Here is an 18,419-nt window from a genome sequence, read left to right on the forward strand (position 1 = left end):
ACTGGAACTTACATAGATGCGTCGCGCGTTGGTTATCGCACCGAACTGGATCGGTGACGCATTGATGGCGCAGCCGCTGTTTTCGCTGCTGAAGAAACTGCATCCGCGCATTGTCATCGATGCTGTCGCGCCCACGTGGGTCGCGCCCGTGCTAGAACGCATGCCCGAGATCCACGACGTCTACGCCACCGATCTCGCCCACGGCAAGCTGCAATTGCTGCGCCGCTGGCAACTCGCGAGCGATCTGCGCGACGTGGGTTACGACGCCGCGTACGTGCTGCCGAATTCGCTGAAATCGGCGCTGATCCCGTGGATGGCGGGTATCAATCTGCGGGTCGGCTACACGGGCGAGAGCCGCTATGGCCTGCTCAACGTGCGGCATGCGAATCCGGCGAAGGGCCAGCGCCCGCCGATGGTCGGCCAGTACGCCGCCCTCGCCTACGCGCCGGGCGCGAAGCTGCCGTGGCTGCAGGAAAACGCCACGGTTCCCATGCCCGTGCCCCGGCTCGATACCGACCTGAACGAAGCGGCGCGCGTCTCCGCCCGCTTTAATCTCGATACGCGTGCGCCACTGGTCGTGTTTTGTCCGGGTGCGGAATACGGTCCGGCGAAACGATGGCCGCCCGAGCATTTCGCGTCGCTCGCGCAAATCATCGCGCAGTCGTTTCCGTATGCACGGATTGTCGCGCTTGGCTCGCCGAAAGACGCGCCAATTGCCCAGGCTATCGCCGATCGTGCGCCGAACGTGCGCAACCTGTGCGGGCAGACCTCGCTTGGCGAAGCGTGCGCGCTGATCTCGCGTGCCAGCGCCGTGGTCACCAACGATTCCGGCCTGATGCATGTGGCCGCCGCGCTGCGCCGCCCGCTGGTGGCCGTGTTCGGCTCGACTGACCCGCGCCACACGCCGCCCCTGTCCGATCTCGCAAAGGTACAATGGCTGCACCTCGAATGCAGTCCATGCTTTGCCCGCGAGTGTCCGCTGGGCCATCTGAACTGTTTGCGTGAGCTTGGCGCCGAGCAGGTTTTCGGCGATCTGCGCGGCATGTTGATGATGCAGCGTCATTGACCGGGTTGGGGGAAGCGGGTTTGGCGAGACCGAGCTAGCTTGCAAAGACTGCTTCATGACTTCGCCGGAGCCGTGTCAGCAAACCCAGGACCAACGGCGCCGTGCCCGCGTCCTCCCGACTCTCGATCCGCAGCGCGTTTGCGGTCATGGGCGGGCGCTGACATGCCTATGTCCCTAAGCGGGGGCATGCTTTTGAAACTTGACCGAACCGTGGCGCTTCATTGTCCGAAAACATAGGGCGCCATGCATCGACTGTTAGAGACCCACTAGCCATGCCACGTTTTGCCCGCCTCTTCGAAGCCGCTGCCGATACCCTCAACGCCTACTACCAGGCTATTGCGGAGGGCAATATCGACAGCGTGATGGCGCTCTGGATCGACGAGGAATTCGCCACCTTCATCTGCGCGGACGGCTCGCACCTGAGCGGCCTGGACAGTATTCGCGCGGGACTTTCGGCGCAACTGGAGAACCGGCCGGTCACAGTCGAGCCACTCGATATCCGCGTATACGACAGTCTCGGCACCGTGGTCTACGCGATCGCCGAAGCACATCAGCCGGTCGAACCCGGCAGCACGCCCACGATGGTCTTCAGCACCTACGTGATGGTCCACGAACGTGGGGAATGGCGCATAGCACATATCCACGCTAGTGCGATGCCAGACGAAGCAGCCGGCCAGGTTGCGGCGAAAATGCGACATGGACAAGGTCCACTGCATTGACATCGGTTTCGCGGGTACGCTGGGCAGACTAGCTGGCGACCCCGGCTCGAAGATTGCTCTGCCAGATTGACCGGCAGATCAGCCTGCATCCGTTCGCATCCTGTTTGAAGACGCGCCATGAAACGCGATCCTGCTCATCTCCTTCCTGACGCTCCGGCGCGGGATTTCCGCTCTGCGCCTGAGCAGACCGCTCCGGCCGCCCTCGACGCAGTGACTCCGCTGACCGAATGGCTGTATCGCGCGCCTCGATGGCTGCCCACCGCCCATGCGCAGACCATCGTGCCGGCGTTGTTCGCGCAGCGGCCAGCGGTGCAATACCGGCGGGAACGGTGGACGACGCCGGACGACGATTTCATCGATCTCGACTGGGTGTCCTATGACGCTGCGGGTGAGAACGGCCCAACAGCGGCACAAACACCCCACTCTCCAGATCCAACCGCACCGCTCTTCGTCCTGTTCCACGGTCTCGAAGGCAACTCCGACTCCCACTACGCACGCGTCCTGATGGCCGAAGCCAAGGCGCGCGGCTGGTTTGGCGTCGTGCCGCATTTCCGCAGTTGCGGCGGTTCGATGAACCTCTTGCCGCGCTTCTACCATCTCGCCGATAGCGCCGAAGTCGACTGGGTCCTGCGTCGATTGAAGGCGCAACACGCCGGGCCCGTTGTCGCGGCTGGCGTATCGCTGGGCGGCAACGTGCTACTGCGCTGGCTGTGCGAGCAGGAGCAGGACGCTACCGCCATTCTCGACGCCGCCGCCGCAATCTCCGCGCCGCTCGATGTCCACGCCGGCGGCCACGCAATATCGCGGGGTTTCGGCATGGTCTACACGCGCAGTTTCCTCAAGACGCTCAAGTGCAAGGCGCTGGTGAAACTCGACCAGTATCCCGGCCTGTTCGATCGCGACGCGATGCTCGCGGCCCGCACCCTGCACGCCTTCGACAACGCCGTGACTGCGCCGCTGCACGGTTTCCGCGATACTGACGACTACTGGACCCGCGCCACGACGCGGCCGTATTTGCCGCGCATCGCGATCCCGACGCTGCTGCTGAACGCCCGCAATGATCCGTTTTTGCCCGGGCGCGTGCTGCCATCGGCGACAGAGGTGTCGGCGGCTGTTACCCTCGATCAACCCGCGCATGGCGGCCACGTCGGTTTCATGACCGGACCGTTTCCCGGGCGTATCGACTGGTTGTCGCAGCGGGTGTTCGGCTATTTGCAGACGCATGTGCAACACGTGGCAACCCACACGGACTCCGAGCATGGATGAGATCGTCAAACAGGCGCTGGCCAAATGGCCAAACGTCCCGCATTGCACCGGCTGGCTGCTGCTCGACCGGCGCGGCCAGTGGCGCATGCGCGACGACGCCACGCAAGCGGCGGGTCTACCCGGCGATATCATCCGGCACGAAGCGCTGCTGGGCTTCATCAACCGCAATTACGCCGCCGATGCCGACGGTCAGTGGTTCTTCCAGAACGGCCCGCAGCGCGTGTATGTCGAGCTGGGTTACACGCCGTGGATCGTGCGGCTGAGTGAAGCGGATGGCGCGTTGCGGCTGACCGATCACGCGGGCGGGCGCTTCGAGCCGACGGCGGCGTGGCTCGACGATGAAGGCGGTTTGCTTTTCTCCGATGCGCCTCACGCTGCGCGCATCGCCGCGTTGCATGATCACGATCTCGATCTGTTTTCGACGCACGCCGATCTCGACGATACCGGGGGCGTCTTCCATTTCGCGCCGGGCGTGGACCTGAAGTTGCAGCGCATCGCGCGAGCCGATGTGCAGCACACGTTTGGATTTATCGCGAGTCCGGCGGCGAAAGCGGCGGCCTCCTAAAGTCTCCTAACTTTCATCCTTCTCCAGCTCGCGCTCTTCCTTGTAGCGCGTCTCGAAGTCACGCAGACGCGCTGAAATCGTCGATAAATCGTAGAAACTCGCGCTCTTGAGATCGCGGGCGGCCTGCAATTGCCGGATCGCCGATGGCCACGCGCCATCGAGTGCAAGCTTCTCGGCCATCGCGCGATGCTGCTGCATCGCATCGTTTGCGCCGGCGCTCGCTTGAGCCAGATATCGCCACCAGTCGGGCTGAGTGGGATCGGCGCGGGTTTCGCTGCGGGCAAGCGCCTGGGCGTCGGTAAAACGATGCGCGGATAACAGCGCCTGCAAGTGAGTCTCGATGGCCGCGTGGGACTCGGGCCAGCGCTGCTGCGCGATCTCGGCGAGATGCACGGCTTCGTCGTTACGACCCGACAGGCGCGCGATCTCGGCGGCGAGGACATCGAGGCTTGGGGAACTGCGTATCGGAGGGCGTGTAGCAACGATGGTGCCGAGGTTCACGATATTGGCCTGCGTGCGCGAGGCGTTAAGCGATGCCAAAGCCGCACTGGCTGGGGAAGCGACGTTGATTGGCGGCGCGGTCCTGGCTGAAGGTGAGATGGCGACGAGGTTTGCGTCGCTTTTTGCGGCGGCTCTGGATGGTTCCGGCGTGCCCGTCTCGTTCACTACGGTTCGGCGTGGTTCAGCCGATATCGACCGTGCGGCTGACTCGCGTTTTGCAGATCGCGCACCTGCGCCCGAATCCTCGCCCGCCGCGTTGCTTTCGAACGCACGGCGCGCTTTGCCAAGCGCTTCGGTCGCAGCACCGTAGTCGCTCAATAAGGTCTGTGCGAGCGCGATTCCGTACCAGTTCGCCGATACATTCAGCGCAGTTTGATCATCGATTTCAGAGCGCAAGCGGCTGGCAATATCGCGATATTCACTCGCCGAATTCACCTGCAGCACGCGCGAGCGCGCCCGCACGAAACCGTACTCCGAGCTCTGGTGCGGCTGCCGATACGACACGTGGCGTGCCCGGTCCTCCATATCGGCCATTCGTTCGCCGGTGAGCGGATGTGTGCGCAGATACGGCGGCAGGCCGTTCTCGCCCATGGCAGTGCGGTCGAGCCGGGCGAAAAAGGCGACCATTGCGTAGGGATCGTAACCGGCCGCGCTGAGCATCTGGAAGCCGACGCGGTCCGCCTCGTGTTCCGCCGCGCGCGAAAACCGCAACTGGCTGTCGAACGCGAACGCCTGCCCGCCCATCGCGATGCCCATGCCCAGATCGCCGCTGTGGGCCACGACGCCCGCCAGCAAGCCGAACAGCATGGCGGCGAGCGCTGCGTAACCGCTGCGCTCGCTCGTGCCCATCATCCGGGCGATGTGCCGCTGCAGCACGTGCCCCATCTCGTGCCCAATCACCGATGCCAGCTCCGACTCCGTCTGGCTCGTCGCAATCAAGCCCGTGTTCACGCCGATAAAACCACCGGGCATCGAGAATGCGTTGATCTGCGAATCGCGGACGGGGAAAAGATCGAAGTCCGGCAGATAGCTGCCGAGATATTGCGTCTCCGCCGCCGCGGATAACCGCGTCGCGATCGAATTCAGGTAGTCGCGGATGAGCCAGTCATCGAGGTAATCGGGATCGCGGCGCAGATCGCGCATCAAACGCTCGCCGAGGCGACGCTCGGCTTGCGGGGTGAGCGTGCCGCCGGAACCATCGCCGAGATCGGGGAGTTGAAGCGCGCTCATCGATGCCTGGAGGCCCGCCTTTTCACCCGGGTGGTTGGCGAAACGGGTTTCGGCGCCGCCGTAGAGGCCGAAGACGTTGGCGTCGATGGTGGCTGTGGGGGTGGTTGGGCTTGTTGGCGCGGTTGTGGGTGCGGAAGCGGCGGGCTTTCCGATAGAGGCGTTTGGCGTGTTGGCCGCGACCGGCACGTTGAGCGCACTGGATACCGTCGACCCACCCGCCGACTGCGCGCCTAAACCCGCTCCCGCTTGCGCGAACGCGCGGGGAGGCAGGGCCACGGTCAGGCACAGCACAGCGGCGATCAAACGGTTTGGACGCATGGCAAACTTTTGCTATACGGTCGCTTGGTTGACGACCGCCCATCGGCTGAAAAACGCGGCGAACGGAATGCGAAATCTGCTTGAAAGGCTTATCGTAGCAGCGTGAGCGCGTCTGAACCACCCACGCGCCGCTGTTATGATGAGCGCCCGTTGCAAGGAGAGTTTATGTCCGGACTTACACATTTCGATGCTTCTGGCGAAGCGCACATGGTCGATGTCGGCGACAAAAGCGAGACGCGCCGCGTAGCCGTGGCGCGCGGTTCAATTGTGATGTTGCCCGCCACGCTCGCGCTGATCCGCGACGGCAAGGCCAAAAAAGGCGATGTGCTCGGCGTCGCGCGAATCGCAGCGATCCAGGGCGCGAAACGGACCTCCGATCTGATCCCGCTATGCCATCCGCTCGCGTTGACGCGGGTAGCGGTGGATTTTTCCATCGATGAAAACCTGCCCGGCGTGTTTTGCGAAGTCCGCGTGGAAACGGTCGGGCGCACGGGCGTGGAGATGGAAGCGCTGACCGCCGTTCAGGTGGGACTGCTGACGGTTTATGACATGTGCAAGGCGGTGGATCGTGGGATGACCATCAACAACGTGCGCGTGATGGAGAAGCACGGGGGGAAATCGGGGAATTGGGTGGCGGGGAGTTGATCAAGGGGTATTTGCATATCGCCGCGGGCATCGACTCGTGGCAAATCACTGCTGCCGGTCAGCAATCGAGCTCGTTTAGTCGAGAAAAAAGGCGGTTCCAAGACAAGTCGGAACCGCCTTTTTTTTCGTCAACGATCGATCTCTTTGGCTTTGAACCTCCGAGCCCTAGCCACTGCCAACGATCAAGCCGCCTCACTCATCCTCATCATCGCTGTCATCGTCATTCGCCGTCGGCGCAGGCACGCCGTACATCTTCACCAGCTCGGCTTTAAACCCAGCCAGCGGCTTGCCCTGATCGTCGATTAACTGATAAACGTTCGCCAGTTGCTGGGGCCAGTCGTGAAGCTCGGTGGAGAAGATTTTCAACCGAACGATGGTATCGAGTGCATCCTGCGTCTGTCCGGCCAGCGCCTGCAACACAGCATAACGGCGCAACACGGTTTCCCCGGGCAATAACGCAAGCGCCTGACGATGCATCCCGAGCTTGGCGGCGAGGTCCTGACTGTTCATCGGCAGCAGCGTCGCCGCGCCGTACTCGCCCCAGGCCCCAAACAAGAACGACGGATCTGCACGATATTGCTCAGCCGGCTGGCTACCGTAGTAAAGCACTTCCGAACGGTTGTAGTCGCGCAAGATGGGATACAGCGAAGCCAGCCCGAGCACAACCAAAACCACGTACATCCCATAGGAAAATGAACGCGATACCAGCCGCAACGGCCGCGTCTCGAGCAAACCGAAAATCAGCATCGCGGGCATCAGATAGAACATGTACTGCTGCGGATACTCAACCAGCGCATGCATCATCAGCACGCCGAGCAGCGAAAGCGCAAAAATCCGCGCCGGCGTATGCGGCGCGCGCAGCACGCGCACGAGCCAGCACACCACGCTGAACAGCACGATCGCCATGCCGAGCAGACCGGTTTTCGCGAGCAAGTCGATGAAGATATCGTGCGAATTGTTCGCGATCTCCACACCACCAAGCTCCCGCACGAACTCGAACTGATGCAGCGGAAACTCGCCCCAACCGACACCCAGCAAAGGATGCGTCAGGAACATGGTCCAGCCGTACTTCCAGAGCGCAAGCCGCGGCGCGATCTGGTTCGCGTCCTGCATCCGTTCCGCCGCCGACTGGCCGAGTTCGAGCTGATAACGCAAGTTCGCCCAGCGAATCGCGGCGTTCACGGCGAAGAACAACACGAGCAGCACGACCGGAATCAGCCACGCGCGGGTCTTGCGACGAGCGGCGCCGTTCGCAGGACCATCCGGATCGTCGGCCACGGTCGAACGGCTCTGAATGAACGCCATCCAGAATCCCCCGACAGCGATCACGCCCATCTGCAGCCACGGTCCACGCGACACGGTCAACGCGAGCCCTGCTGAAAATATCGTGGAGAGAACGAGCCATACGATCACCGGCAGGCGTCGTGTCTGGACGAGATACAGCGCGCCCGCCGTTGCGAACGCAATGTAGGTGGCGAGGTGATTCGCCTGCGCCATGTTGCCGAACGGCCGCCGTTCGATCACGACGTTATAGGCAACCACGAACGGCGAAAACTTCGCTTCCATATGGAACAACTGCACGACCTGGCAGAACACCGCGAACAGGCCGCCAACGATCAACGCTGCAGCACCCCAGCGCAACGCCTTCTCGGCGAGACCCGCGCGCACAAAACCATAACCGGTATGCACCGCGATAAACGACGCCAGCAAGTAACCGCCGCCGAGCCAGTTCATCGATGGCTGCGCGACCGGCAACACCACCGTCTGCGCCACGAGCAGCACGCCGAGCACAAGCGGCATCAACGCCATGACCGGCGACGCGAACGGCACACGCGGTTCGGAGAGACGCACGATCAGCACCATCGCCCCCCCGAGCACCAGGAACAACGCCAGCGCGCTGAACTCGGCGTAGAAGGTCGGAATGGGATAGGTGTGGTTGACGACCGCGAACGGGATCGTCAACGCCAGAGAGAGGACCGCAAGAGAAAGGTAGCGCGCGATGTTTGAAGGCATGTGGGGTCGGGAACGTCGGCAACCGGCGCACTATACAAAAAATTACCCATGCTGTGCGGCACGTGGCATGAAATGCGCCGAAATCACCGTCATTCGTGGAAATTCCGTGGTGGTTTCGGCGAAACATCCGGGCTAGCCGCAATCCGCGTGCTCGCTCTGAGGTGTCAGTACCTCGATTCACGCGATTACGGTTTCATGCGGTCAGCCTTTCAGCTCGTTACGTCCGGCATCCCGACGCGTCTTAACTTTCCGCGCATGAGAAGTCTTCGAAACCACGCTTGGCCGCTATCCACACTTTTGAACCCGCACACCGCTGCTGTCATCGCTGAACGCCCAAAAAGACGAAGCGCCTGGTTGCGTAATGCAATCCAGACGCTTCGATCTTATTGAGCCCAGCCCAGCCTCGGCAGTCAGCCAGACGGCCAACGCGCAACGCGCAACGCCCAAATTAGTGCGCGGCTTTCGATTCCGCGGCCTGCACGCGTCGCCGGAAATACCAGCCGACGGCCAGCACCAGCACCGCCCCCGCCACGCGCGCGGCGTACTCGGCACTCGGCACGTTCAGCGCGGGCCAGCGGTCGATGAACGGATCGTCGATGATCAACCCGCCCGCGATCCACCCAAGCAAACCGGCGCCAAGTGCAATCACGATCGGGAATTTATCGAGCAGCTTCAGCACCAGCGTGCTGCCCCACACGATCAACGGAATGCTTACGAGCAGCCCGAAGACGACCAGCGCAAACCGATGCTGCGGATCGGCAGCTTCGGCAGCCCCCGCTACCGCGATGACGTTGTCGAGACTCATCACAGCGTCGGCCACGATGATCGTCTTGACAGCAGTCCACAGCTGATCGGACGGTTTGATATTCGGGTCGCTGTGATCCGGCATCATCAGCTTCACGCCGATCCACAGCAGCATCAAGCCGCCCACGAATTTGAGGAACGGGATATCGAGCAGCACCACCGCGAACGAGATCAGCGCGACCCGCAGCACAATGGCCCCAAGCGTGCCAAGCAGCACGCCGCGCGTCCGCTGTTTCGCCGGCAAGTTCCTACAGGCGAGCGCGATGACGACGGCGTTATCGCCGCCAAGGAGGATATCGATGACGATGATCTGTAGAACAGCGCCCCAATGAAGCGTGGCGAAAAATTCGAGCATGAAAAAACCGGTGAACAACAGCGACAGAAAGGACGCACAATAAAAAAGCGGGGAAGCCTGAGCTCCCCCGCATTTAGAACCGACGTGTTACGAAAGGCTTACGTAAGCATAGCGCAGCCCCGCGTTTCCTGTCGATCGGCCGTTCCCTAAACCCTTAAAGCATCGCCTTCAACAGACGCGCCATTTCCGACGGGTTCTTCGTGACAGTGATACCGCACGCTTCCATGATTTCCAGCTTGGCATCGGCCGTATCCGCACCGCCCGAAATCAGCGCGCCTGCGTGACCCATGCGCTTGCCGGCCGGAGCCGTGACGCCAGCGATGAAGCCAACCACCGGCTTCTTCATGTTGTCCTTGATCCAGTAAGCCGCGTTCGCTTCGTCCGGGCCGCCGATCTCGCCGATCATGATCACGGCGTCCGTATCGGGATCGTCGTTGAACATCTTCATGACGTCGATGTGCTTCAGACCGTTAATCGGATCGCCGCCAATACCCACTGCCGACGACTGGCCAAGGCCAATAGCCGTCAACTGGCCGACTGCTTCGTACGTGAGCGTGCCCGAACGCGACACCACGCCGATACGGCCCTTACGGTGAATGTGACCCGGCATGATGCCGATCTTCAGTTCGTCCGGCGTGATCGTGCCCGGGCAGTTCGGTCCGAGCAGCAGCGTCTTGCGATTTTCGCGACGCATACGGTCCTTGATCTCAAGCATGTCACGCACGGGAATGCCTTCCGTGATGCAGATCGCGAGATCCAGATCGGCTTCGACTGCTTCCCAGATGGCAGCAGCGGCGCCCGCCGGCGGTACGTAGATCACCGAAACGGTTGCGCCCGTTTCAGCCTTCGCTTCCGCGACGCTTGCGTAGATTGGAATGCCTTCGAAATCTTCGCCGGCGCGCTTCGGGTTCACGCCCGCAACGTACGCTTCACGGCCATTCGCATACTCGCGGCAAGCGCGGGTGTGGAACTGACCGGTCTTGCCGGTAATACCCTGGGTGATGACCTTGGTGTCTTTGTTGATCAGAATCGACATAGTGTGACCTCTGTTCGTCGACGTCGCCCGCGCCTCGAATGCTCATGGAGCACTCAGGCAAAAGCGGCGCCTTTCGTATCTGGTGGAACGCTCGTAATCCGGTGTCTGGTTTGACAACAAACAAGCCTGGATTACTTGCCCTCGGCTGCCGCGACGACCTTCTGCGCAGCTTCTTCCATGCTGTCGGCCGCGATGATCGGCAAGCCCGAATCCGCCAGCATCTTCTTGCCGAGATCTTCGTTCGTGCCCTTCATGCGCACGACCAGAGGAACCTTCAGCGACACGGCCTTCGACGCTTCGATCACGCCTTCCGCGATCACGTCGCAGCGCATGATGCCGCCGAAAATGTTCACGAGGATTGCCTTGAGGCCCGGGTTCTTCAACATGATCTTGAAGGCTTCCGTGACCTTCTCGGTCGTGGCGCCGCCACCCACGTCGAGGAAGTTGGCCGGCTCGCCGCCGAACAGCTTGATCGTGTCCATGGTTGCCATTGCCAGACCGGCGCCGTTCACCAGGCAGCCGATGTTGCCATCGAGCGAGATGTAGGCCAGATCGAACTTCGATGCTTCCACTTCAGCCGGATCTTCTTCGTCGATATCGCGATACGCGACGATGTCCGGGTGCCGGAACAGCGCGTTGGCGTCGAAGTTGAACTTGGCGTCCAGTGCGATCACCTTGCCGTCGCCGGTGACGATCAGCGGGTTGATTTCCGCCAGCGATGCGTCCGTTTCCCAGAATGCCTTGTACAGGCCTTGCAGGATCGCACGCGCTTGCGGGATCGAGCCTTCGGGGATGCCGATCTTGCGCGAGAGGTCGTCGGCGTCTTTGTCGAGCAGACCCGTCGACGGCTCGACGGCGAACTTGTGCAGCAGTTCCGGCGTCTTTTCCGCGACTTCTTCAATGTCCATACCGCCTTCGCTCGATGCCATCACCACGACTTTTTGCGTGATGCGGTCGAGCACGAGGCCGACGTACAGTTCCTTCTTGATGTCCGCGCCTTCTTCGATCAGCAGGCGGTTCACCTTTTGGCCTTCAGGGCCGGTCTGGTGCGTGACGAGTTGCATGCCGAGGATCTGGTTCGAATATTCGCGAACCTGTTCCAGCGTCTTTGCAACCTTCACGCCGCCGCCCTTACCGCGACCGCCAGCGTGAATCTGAGCCTTGACGACCCAAACCGGGCCGCCCAGCTCTTCGGCGGCCTTGACCGCATCGTCCACCGAGAACACGGGCTTGCCGCGCGGGACCGCGACGCCGAACTTCCGCAGGATTTCCTTTCCCTGGTACTCGTGAATCTTCATGCGTGATTCCTTCAGTCTGAGAGTTGGATTGAACTTCGATTACGTGGATTACTTGGATTACGTTGAGCGTTGCTTCCGGCGTCGACGATACGCGCCTCCGGAGTCATGCTGATTTCTGCTGATCTTGCTGCTTTTACCGCTCGTCTTGGTCGGCCAGTTCTGTGAACCTGCTCTTGCTAGATTTCGCTAGTTTTGCTGAGCCGGTTCAACTTCGCACCCGGCCTTTTTGGGGTTGTCCTTATCCGCCATCCGGTTGGCCGCGCTTCGGGGCGCATGGCCGAACCAGCGCGGATAATATTGCCGCACGGCTTCACCGTCGAAACGCAATGCGTTGCAACGGCCAAGCTGAAATGGGGGTTTGTTGCTGTCTGTTTCTTTGTCTGAGGAACTACCGGCTGGTTTGCCGGGCGCGCCGCCTGTTTCGGTGTTCCACACTTCGCCGGCAAATGCCTGGATGGCGGCTGTGGGCAGTACGGCGCAGAGTTCGGTGATGTGTGTGCAACCGGTTGTACCGGCCAGCAATCGGCTGGATTCACGACGGAAATTTTGCACCAGATTGAGGCCGATGAGCGCGCGATAGGCCGGGTTCGATGCTGCACAAAGACTGCTGTACGGTGCCCACTCCGAAGCCGCTTCGGCGTCGACGATAGTGAACGAGCGGTCGATAGTGATGCGCAGCCAGAGTTCATGGATCGGCAGGCCTTGAGGCCGGACGCCCGTCGCGAGTTTGACGTCGCGCGGCTTTTCATCGGTTAGACAGGCTTCGATATCCCACAAGCCATCTTCACGCTCAAACGCTTCCATTCGAATCGCGCGGCGATGGCGCAACTGTCGGGAAACGGGCGGAGAAAGCGGCATGTGCAAAGGAAGGCCGGAATGAGAAAACGCCGAAATTTTACCATACTGGCCGTTTTCAGCCGGACCGAGTTGCGGCGGGGAGGCTTGAGGGGGAATGCACGGCGTTGTGCGTGGGTTTGTTTCGCGTTGGTCGCGGGAGGTGGGTGATTCCGCTCAACGTGAGTGAGGTGGGTTTTTTGGTTGTGTTTTTTTGTTCGCTGTTTTGCGGGCGAACCGGGCTTTTGGTTGTTCGTTAACCGCCTCGCCCGTATGAGCCGAATTTCGACCCTGACGTCTATTCGTCGATAAATTCGTCGTCACCCGCTTTCAGCACTTTCATGATCGTGCCGCTGGTGAAACCCCGGGTGGCGAGAAAGCGGGCTTGCTTCGCGCGTTCGGCCGGAGTGGTTGGAGGTTCACCGTATTTTTTACTCCAGACCTCGCGGGCACGAGTAAGTTCGGTCTTGTTCAATTCAGCGCCGGCATCCTGAATCAGTGTCTCGTCGATACCGTTCCGCTTCAACTCATTGACGATCCGGTTTGTGCCGAGGCGAGTGCCACGTCGATGAAGCACGCTTTCGACATATCGCTCATTCGATAACCACCCCTCACGCTCGAGCGCATCGAGCAAGGTATCGAGCGAATCGTTTTCGCCGAGATGCGGCGTCAGTTTGCGAGACAACTCAGTGCGACTGTGTTCGCGACGCGATAGATAACCCAGCGCACGTCCGCGTAACGATAGTTGCGGCCCCTTTCGCTTGGAATCTCCGGCTGCCGATGTCTTTGCACGTCCGTTGGATCCGCGCGAATAAACCGATTCGGTATTTTGGTTTTCGCTGACCACTTCCGCTACGGATGGCGCGCACTGTTCAAAGGGTTCGAATGGATCGGCTATGTCGATGCTAGCGTCTCCAACAATGCCCGGAGAAATAACCGCAGGTTTCGGTTGCGATTTTCTGGCAACTTTTGCGGGCTCGGCCTGTGATTGAACAAGCGCCTGCTCCAGCACTGCCCGAGCGCGCTTTAAGCGTTCCTCGGCGTCGATCACCTCTAATCCAGCGGGCGAATTATTCTGCACCGATTCAATTCGTTGCTCGTCAACTTGCGGCACAACCGCTATATCGGCGCTTTCGGCGCTTTTCCCGTCAGCGGGTTTTGCCGACTTCGGCGAAACGCGACGGCTGGTTTTTCGATCGGTGGATCGTTCGAAAACATCGTCGCCTTCAGCAGGCTGAGGCGACAATTTTCCACGCAAGGCCGAGCTAGCCGCTTTGCGCCCAGTCAACCCGCCACGTCCAAATTTGCTGCGATCACTCGATCGCTCGTATTCAGCCGGGGTATCTGCCGATGCACGATCTGAAGACGACCGCGCCGACGCACCGCCGCCAAACGATCCACGTTTCGGATACGCACGATCACTCGACCGTTCGAACACCGGCTCGGTGTCTGACTGCGTGGTTTCACCGGCAACTTCCAAACTCGCGGCAATTGCCTGAGCCTTGCTGCTGCCAGACGACGACAAGCTTGAACTAGCGGGGCGCCCAAAGCTGCCTTTCCTGGCGAAGCTACTGGTACTGCCACTTCCGCTGCCCGAACTCTTGCCGCTGGAAAACCCACCGCCTTTAAACCCACCACCGCCTTCGCTTTTCCCGCCCGACCCGCCACCGCTTTTCGCGAAGCTGTTTCCAAACGAACGACGCGCCGGCGCAGATCCCTCCGCACCGGCGCGTTCGCCTGCTGCTGCGCGGTATCGATCGCTGCTTCGTTCGTAGCGATCGACGCCTTCCTCAGCGTCGCGACTTTCGTCGTCATCGCTGATGGACTTCGAGCCGTCCGGATCTTCCTTTAGGTCCTGCTCCGTGTCACGACTTGCATCGCGACCCGCCTTCGATCCGAACCGGCTCTTGCGCATCATCTTTACCGCCTAAAACTCATTCTTCTTCGTCCGCCACTTCGGCAACACCCGGCGCAACTGCGTCGGCCATTGCATTGACGCCCAGCGACTCGCGAATCTTGTTTTCGATTTCACGCGCCATTTCCGGATTCTCACGCAGGAATTCGCGTGCGTTGTCCTTACCTTGGCCAATCCGTTCGCCGTTATAGCTGTACCAGGCACCCGCCTTATCAACGAGCTTGGCCTGCACACCCAGGTCGATGATTTCGCCCTGACGCGAGATACCTTCGCCGTAGAGAATGTCGAAGATAGCTTCGCGGAACGGCGGCGCAACCTTGTTCTTCACCACCTTCACGCGTGTTTCATTGCCGATCACTTCGTCGTTCTTCTTGATCGAACCGATACGGCGAATATCCAAACGCACCGATGCGTAGAACTTCAGCGCGTTACCACCCGTGGTGGTTTCCGGGTTGCCGAACATCACGCCAATCTTCATGCGGATCTGGTTGATGAAGATCACCAGACAGTTGGTGCGCTTGATCGTGCCGGTCAGCTTGCGCAGCGCTTGCGACATCAAACGTGCTTGCAAACCCGGCAGCGAATCGCCCATTTCGCCTTCGATTTCAGCCTTCGGCACCAGCGCCGCGACCGAGTCGATCACGATCATGTCGATGGAACCCGAGCGCACGAGTGCGTCCGCGATTTCCAATGCCTGCTCGCCCGTGTCCGGCTGCGAGATCAGCAGGTCCGACGCGTTCACGCCGAGCTTTTGCGCATAAGCGATGTCGAGCGCGTGTTCCGCGTCAATAAACGCTGCCGTGCCGCCGATCTTCTGCATTTCGGCAATCACTTGCAGCGTCAGCGTGGTCTTGCCCGACGATTCCGGACCGTAGATTTCCACTACGCGTCCACGCGGCAAGCCGCCTACGCCCAATGCGATATCCAGTCCGAGCGAACCGGTCGAGACCACTTGAATGTCTTCAATGGCTTCGCCAGCGCCGAGTCGCATGATCGACCCCTTGCCGAATTGCTTCTCGATCTGCGCGAGCGCGACGGCGAGCGCCTTGCTCTTCTCTGCAGACATCCCGCCCGGGCCTTTCTTGCTATCTTCCATGAATCGTCCTTTGCTATGATGAACGGCGTCTGGCGCATGCCCTTGGGACTTTTTCCCGGTCGGGCGCACTGCTTCAGACACTGTATAAAAAAACAGGTGTTTTTGCAAGTCCGATCGGTGCACGTAGTTTCAACGCCACGTTCGACCCATGCGGGACACCACTACACCTGGAGACCGCCGCGCCGGGCGAATTGCGGTGCCGGCAATGCCTTTTGCGCACACTACGATGCGAATCCTCATTGCCGAAGACGACAGCATACTCGCGGACGGTCTCATTCGATCACTCCGCCAATCGGGCTATGCCGTGGATCATGTGCGGCACGGCGTGGACGCGGACAACGCGCTTTCGCTCCAGACTTTCGACCTTTTGATCCTCGATCTGGGCCTGCCGATGATGTCCGGCCTCGAAGTCCTGCGACGCCTCAGAGCCCGTAATTCGCAGATGCCCGTGCTCATCCTGACGGCCGCCGACAGTGTCGACGAACGCGTCAAGGGACTCGACCTCGGCGCCGACGATTACATGGCCAAACCGTTCGCGCTGAATGAACTCGAAGCCCGCGTGCGCGCCCTCACCCGGCGCGGCGCGGGCGGCGGTCCGACGGTCGTCAAACACGGTGCGCTTTCATTCGATCAGGTCGGACGCATTGCGTTTATCAACGAACAGGTCATCGAGTTATCGGCGCGCGAACTCGGCGTGCTCGAAGTCTTGCTGCAACGGGTTGGCCGGCTGGTGTCGAAGGAACAGCTCGTCAACCACCTTTGCGAGTGGGGCGAGGAAGTCAGCAACAACGCGATCGAAGTCTATGTCCATCGGCTAAGAAAAAAAATCGAGCCCGGCGGGGCGCGCATCATAACCGTTCGCGGGCTAGGCTATAGCCTTGAAAAAGCCGTTGCCGCGGTGGCCCCCTCTGTTCCGTCTGCCCCGGCGAATGCCGACGAGCCCGTCTCGCCCAGCCTGCATCATAAGTAACAGTAACCACGAGTAACTACGCCATGGGCTCGCCAGCATCCCCCGAGCGCGCCGCACCGGTGTTGCGCGAGCTAGCACACCCTTCGCCGGATTTACCCGGAGCCGACCCCGACGCGTCCCGCGACGCGCGTTACGCCAATCCGTTTGCGCCGCCCGATGAACTCGAGCCTGACGGCGAGCCGGCGCCGCGCTCGCTGTTCGGCGAGATTCTGGACTGGATGCTCGCGCCGCTGCTGTTGTTGTGGCCAATGAGTATCGCGGTCACGTATCTCGTCGCCAAGTCGATCGCCAACGGGCCGTTCGATCGTGCGCTCGAGACTGATGCCTATGTGCTCGCGAGGCAGATCCAGCCGGTGAACGGCGTCGCAGAATTGCGGCTGCCGAGCGCCACGCGCGACTTTCTGCGCGCAGATAACGTCGATAGCGTGTTTTTCCAGGTGCTGGGTACTCGCGGTGAGTTGGTCGGCGGCGACGCGGACATGCCCTTGCCACACGACGATGACCGGCCGCAGCCCGGCATCGTGGAATTTCGTGACGACGTACTACGTGGCAACGACATTCGCGTTGCTTATACGACGGTGGAAGCGCCGTCGCTGCCGCATCCGGTGCTGGTTCAGGTGGCCGAGACGCTCGATAAACGCAGCCAGTTGGCCAACGACATCATCAAGGGCGTGATCCTGCCGCAGTTCGTGATTTTGCCGCTGGCAATCGTACTGGTCTGGTTCGGGCTGTCGCGTGGGCTCGCGCCGCTGCATGCGCTGCAATCGAATATCCGGGCCCGGCGTCCCGACGATCTTTCGCCGCTTGAAGCGAGCCGCGCGCCGCCGGAAATCGCGCCGCTGGTGGCGTCGTTCAACGACCTGCTCAACCGGCTCGAACAGAACATGCAGTTGCAGAAGCGCTTTATAGCCGACGCCGCGCATCAGATGAAAACGCCGCTCGCGGGCTTGAGGACGCAGGCGGAGCTTGCGTTGCGGCAGGATGTATCGGCGGAAGTGCAGCGCTCGCTCGAACAGATAGCCACCAGTTCCGAGCACGCGGCGCGGCTGGTCACGCAACTGCTCGCACTGGCTCGCGCGGAGAACCGGATGTCAGGGCAGATTTTCTCGCGCGTGGAGCTGACCGATCTCGCGCGGCTCGCCGTGCGCGACTGGGTGCAGGCCGCGTTGGCCAAGCAGATGGACATTGGTTATGAGGAGCCGGCGCATCCGGTCGAAGTCGAGGGCAACGCGGTGATGCTGCGCGAAATGCTGTCGAATCTCATCGATAACGCCATCCGCTATACCCCGCCCGGTGGCCGGATCACGGTTCGCGTTCGCGCCGACGAGTCCGACACGCGCCACGTCTTTCTTGAAGTGGAAGACACGGGATTGGGCATTCCAGCGGCTGAACGGACACGAGTGCTTGAGAGGTTCTATCGCATTCTCGGTCGTGAAGGCGATGGCAGCGGACTCGGTCTTGCCATCGTCAGGGAGATCGTGACGATGCACGGCGGCACGCTGGATATAGACGATCACGTGTACAACGAAGCGCCGCGGCAAGCCGGAACGCTCGTCAGAGTGGGCTTACAACGGGTTTATCCTGCCCGGGACAAACCCTGATCGAATTTTGCATGACGACTCTGCGTGACGCAATTTAGAGCGATGTTGCACGATGAACGACGATTAAAGTCACCTAATTAGAAGACGTTAAAACAATATGAAGATAATGAAACGTCTCAGCGCTCTCCCCCGCCACGTCAGAACGCCGTAAGTTTTCCCTCCAATAATCGATGCACGGCGCCGCTAT

15 protein-coding genes are annotated in these 18,419 nt (G+C 61.1%); 7 read left to right on the top strand and 8 right to left on the bottom strand.

The annotated features are described in order from the left end of the window. Positions 1-16: 16 nt before the first annotated feature. The 4 genes from waaF to M0D69_RS08990 all read left to right on the top strand — a co-directional run bounded on the left by waaF (position 17) and on the right by M0D69_RS08990 (position 3,616). Entirely contained in the window at positions 17-1,066 is a 1,050-nt protein-coding gene (waaF, locus tag M0D69_RS08975) for a lipopolysaccharide heptosyltransferase II (protein WP_301781677.1), read from the top strand. A gap of 272 nt (positions 1,067-1,338) precedes the next feature. Beyond that, complete coding sequence (locus tag M0D69_RS08980) at positions 1,339-1,785, top strand: nuclear transport factor 2 family protein (protein WP_301781678.1); 447 nt, start codon at positions 1,339-1,341, stop codon at positions 1,783-1,785. A gap of 117 nt (positions 1,786-1,902) precedes the next feature. After that, on the top strand, positions 1,903-3,051 hold the full coding sequence (locus tag M0D69_RS08985) for a YheT family hydrolase (protein WP_301781679.1): 1,149 nt from the start codon (positions 1,903-1,905) through the stop codon (positions 3,049-3,051). Further along, positions 3,044-3,616 carry a DUF2946 family protein gene (locus M0D69_RS08990; protein WP_301781680.1) on the top strand — a complete coding sequence of 191 codons (573 nt, stop codon included), beginning with the start codon at positions 3,044-3,046 and terminating at the stop codon, positions 3,614-3,616. Before M0D69_RS08985 ends, M0D69_RS08990 begins: the two co-directional genes overlap by 8 nt. Before the next feature lie 6 nt (positions 3,617-3,622). Here the strand turns inward: M0D69_RS08990 and M0D69_RS08995 are convergent, their stop codons facing one another. Further along, positions 3,623-5,665 (bottom strand): M48 family metalloprotease, encoded by a 2,043-nt coding sequence (locus M0D69_RS08995; protein WP_301781681.1) that lies wholly within the window; start codon positions 5,663-5,665, stop codon positions 3,623-3,625. 165 nt (positions 5,666-5,830) lie between these two features. Between M0D69_RS08995 and moaC the strand changes: the two genes are divergently transcribed. After that, the gene (gene moaC / locus M0D69_RS09000) at positions 5,831-6,310 is read left to right on the top strand and encodes a cyclic pyranopterin monophosphate synthase MoaC (protein ID WP_301781682.1); all 480 of its coding nucleotides are present in this window, start codon (positions 5,831-5,833) and stop codon (positions 6,308-6,310) included. Positions 6,311-6,502: 192 nt separating this feature from the next. Here moaC and M0D69_RS09005 read toward each other — a convergent pair whose 3' ends face one another. From M0D69_RS09005 to recA, 7 genes are all read right to left on the bottom strand, one after another. After that, positions 6,503-8,323, bottom strand: coding sequence for a Wzy polymerase domain-containing protein (locus M0D69_RS09005; protein ID WP_301781683.1), 1,821 nt, complete (start codon positions 8,321-8,323; stop codon positions 6,503-6,505). Positions 8,324-8,771: 448 nt separating this feature from the next. Continuing rightward, positions 8,772-9,482: a TerC family protein gene (locus M0D69_RS09010; RefSeq protein ID WP_301781684.1), complete on the bottom strand. Its 711-nt coding sequence runs from the start codon at positions 9,480-9,482 to the stop codon at positions 8,772-8,774. A 154-nt stretch (positions 9,483-9,636) separates the two neighbouring features. Next, positions 9,637-10,518, bottom strand: coding sequence for a succinate--CoA ligase subunit alpha (sucD, locus tag M0D69_RS09015; protein WP_031359567.1), 882 nt, complete (start codon positions 10,516-10,518; stop codon positions 9,637-9,639). 131 nt (positions 10,519-10,649) lie between these two features. Beyond that, the gene (gene sucC, locus M0D69_RS09020; RefSeq protein WP_367619696.1) at positions 10,650-11,831 is read right to left on the bottom strand and encodes an ADP-forming succinate--CoA ligase subunit beta; all 1,182 of its coding nucleotides are present in this window, start codon (positions 11,829-11,831) and stop codon (positions 10,650-10,652) included. Between the two features lie 171 nt (positions 11,832-12,002). Next, a complete protein-coding gene (locus M0D69_RS09025) occupies positions 12,003-12,674 on the bottom strand; it encodes a DUF2889 domain-containing protein (protein ID WP_301781775.1) in 672 nt (223 codons plus the stop codon). A 274-nt stretch (positions 12,675-12,948) separates the two neighbouring features. Continuing rightward, positions 12,949-14,568: a recombination regulator RecX gene (gene recX / locus M0D69_RS09030; RefSeq protein WP_301781685.1), complete on the bottom strand. Its 1,620-nt coding sequence runs from the start codon at positions 14,566-14,568 to the stop codon at positions 12,949-12,951. Positions 14,569-14,584: 16 nt separating this feature from the next. Beyond that, positions 14,585-15,661, bottom strand: coding sequence for a recombinase RecA (recA, locus tag M0D69_RS09035; RefSeq protein ID WP_047895822.1), 1,077 nt, complete (start codon positions 15,659-15,661; stop codon positions 14,585-14,587). A 226-nt stretch (positions 15,662-15,887) separates the two neighbouring features. Here recA and M0D69_RS09040 point away from each other — a divergent pair, with 226 nt between their 5' ends. Further along, positions 15,888-16,631, top strand: coding sequence for a response regulator transcription factor (locus M0D69_RS09040; protein WP_301781686.1), 744 nt, complete (start codon positions 15,888-15,890; stop codon positions 16,629-16,631). Between the two features lie 23 nt (positions 16,632-16,654). Then, the gene (locus tag M0D69_RS09045) at positions 16,655-18,232 is read left to right on the top strand and encodes a sensor histidine kinase (protein WP_301781687.1); all 1,578 of its coding nucleotides are present in this window, start codon (positions 16,655-16,657) and stop codon (positions 18,230-18,232) included. The last annotated feature ends 187 nt before the right edge of the window (positions 18,233-18,419 follow it).

The sequence above is a fragment of the Caballeronia sp. SEWSISQ10-4 2 genome (genome assembly GCF_030464885.1).
GTDB lineage: Bacteria > Pseudomonadota > Gammaproteobacteria > Burkholderiales > Burkholderiaceae > Caballeronia.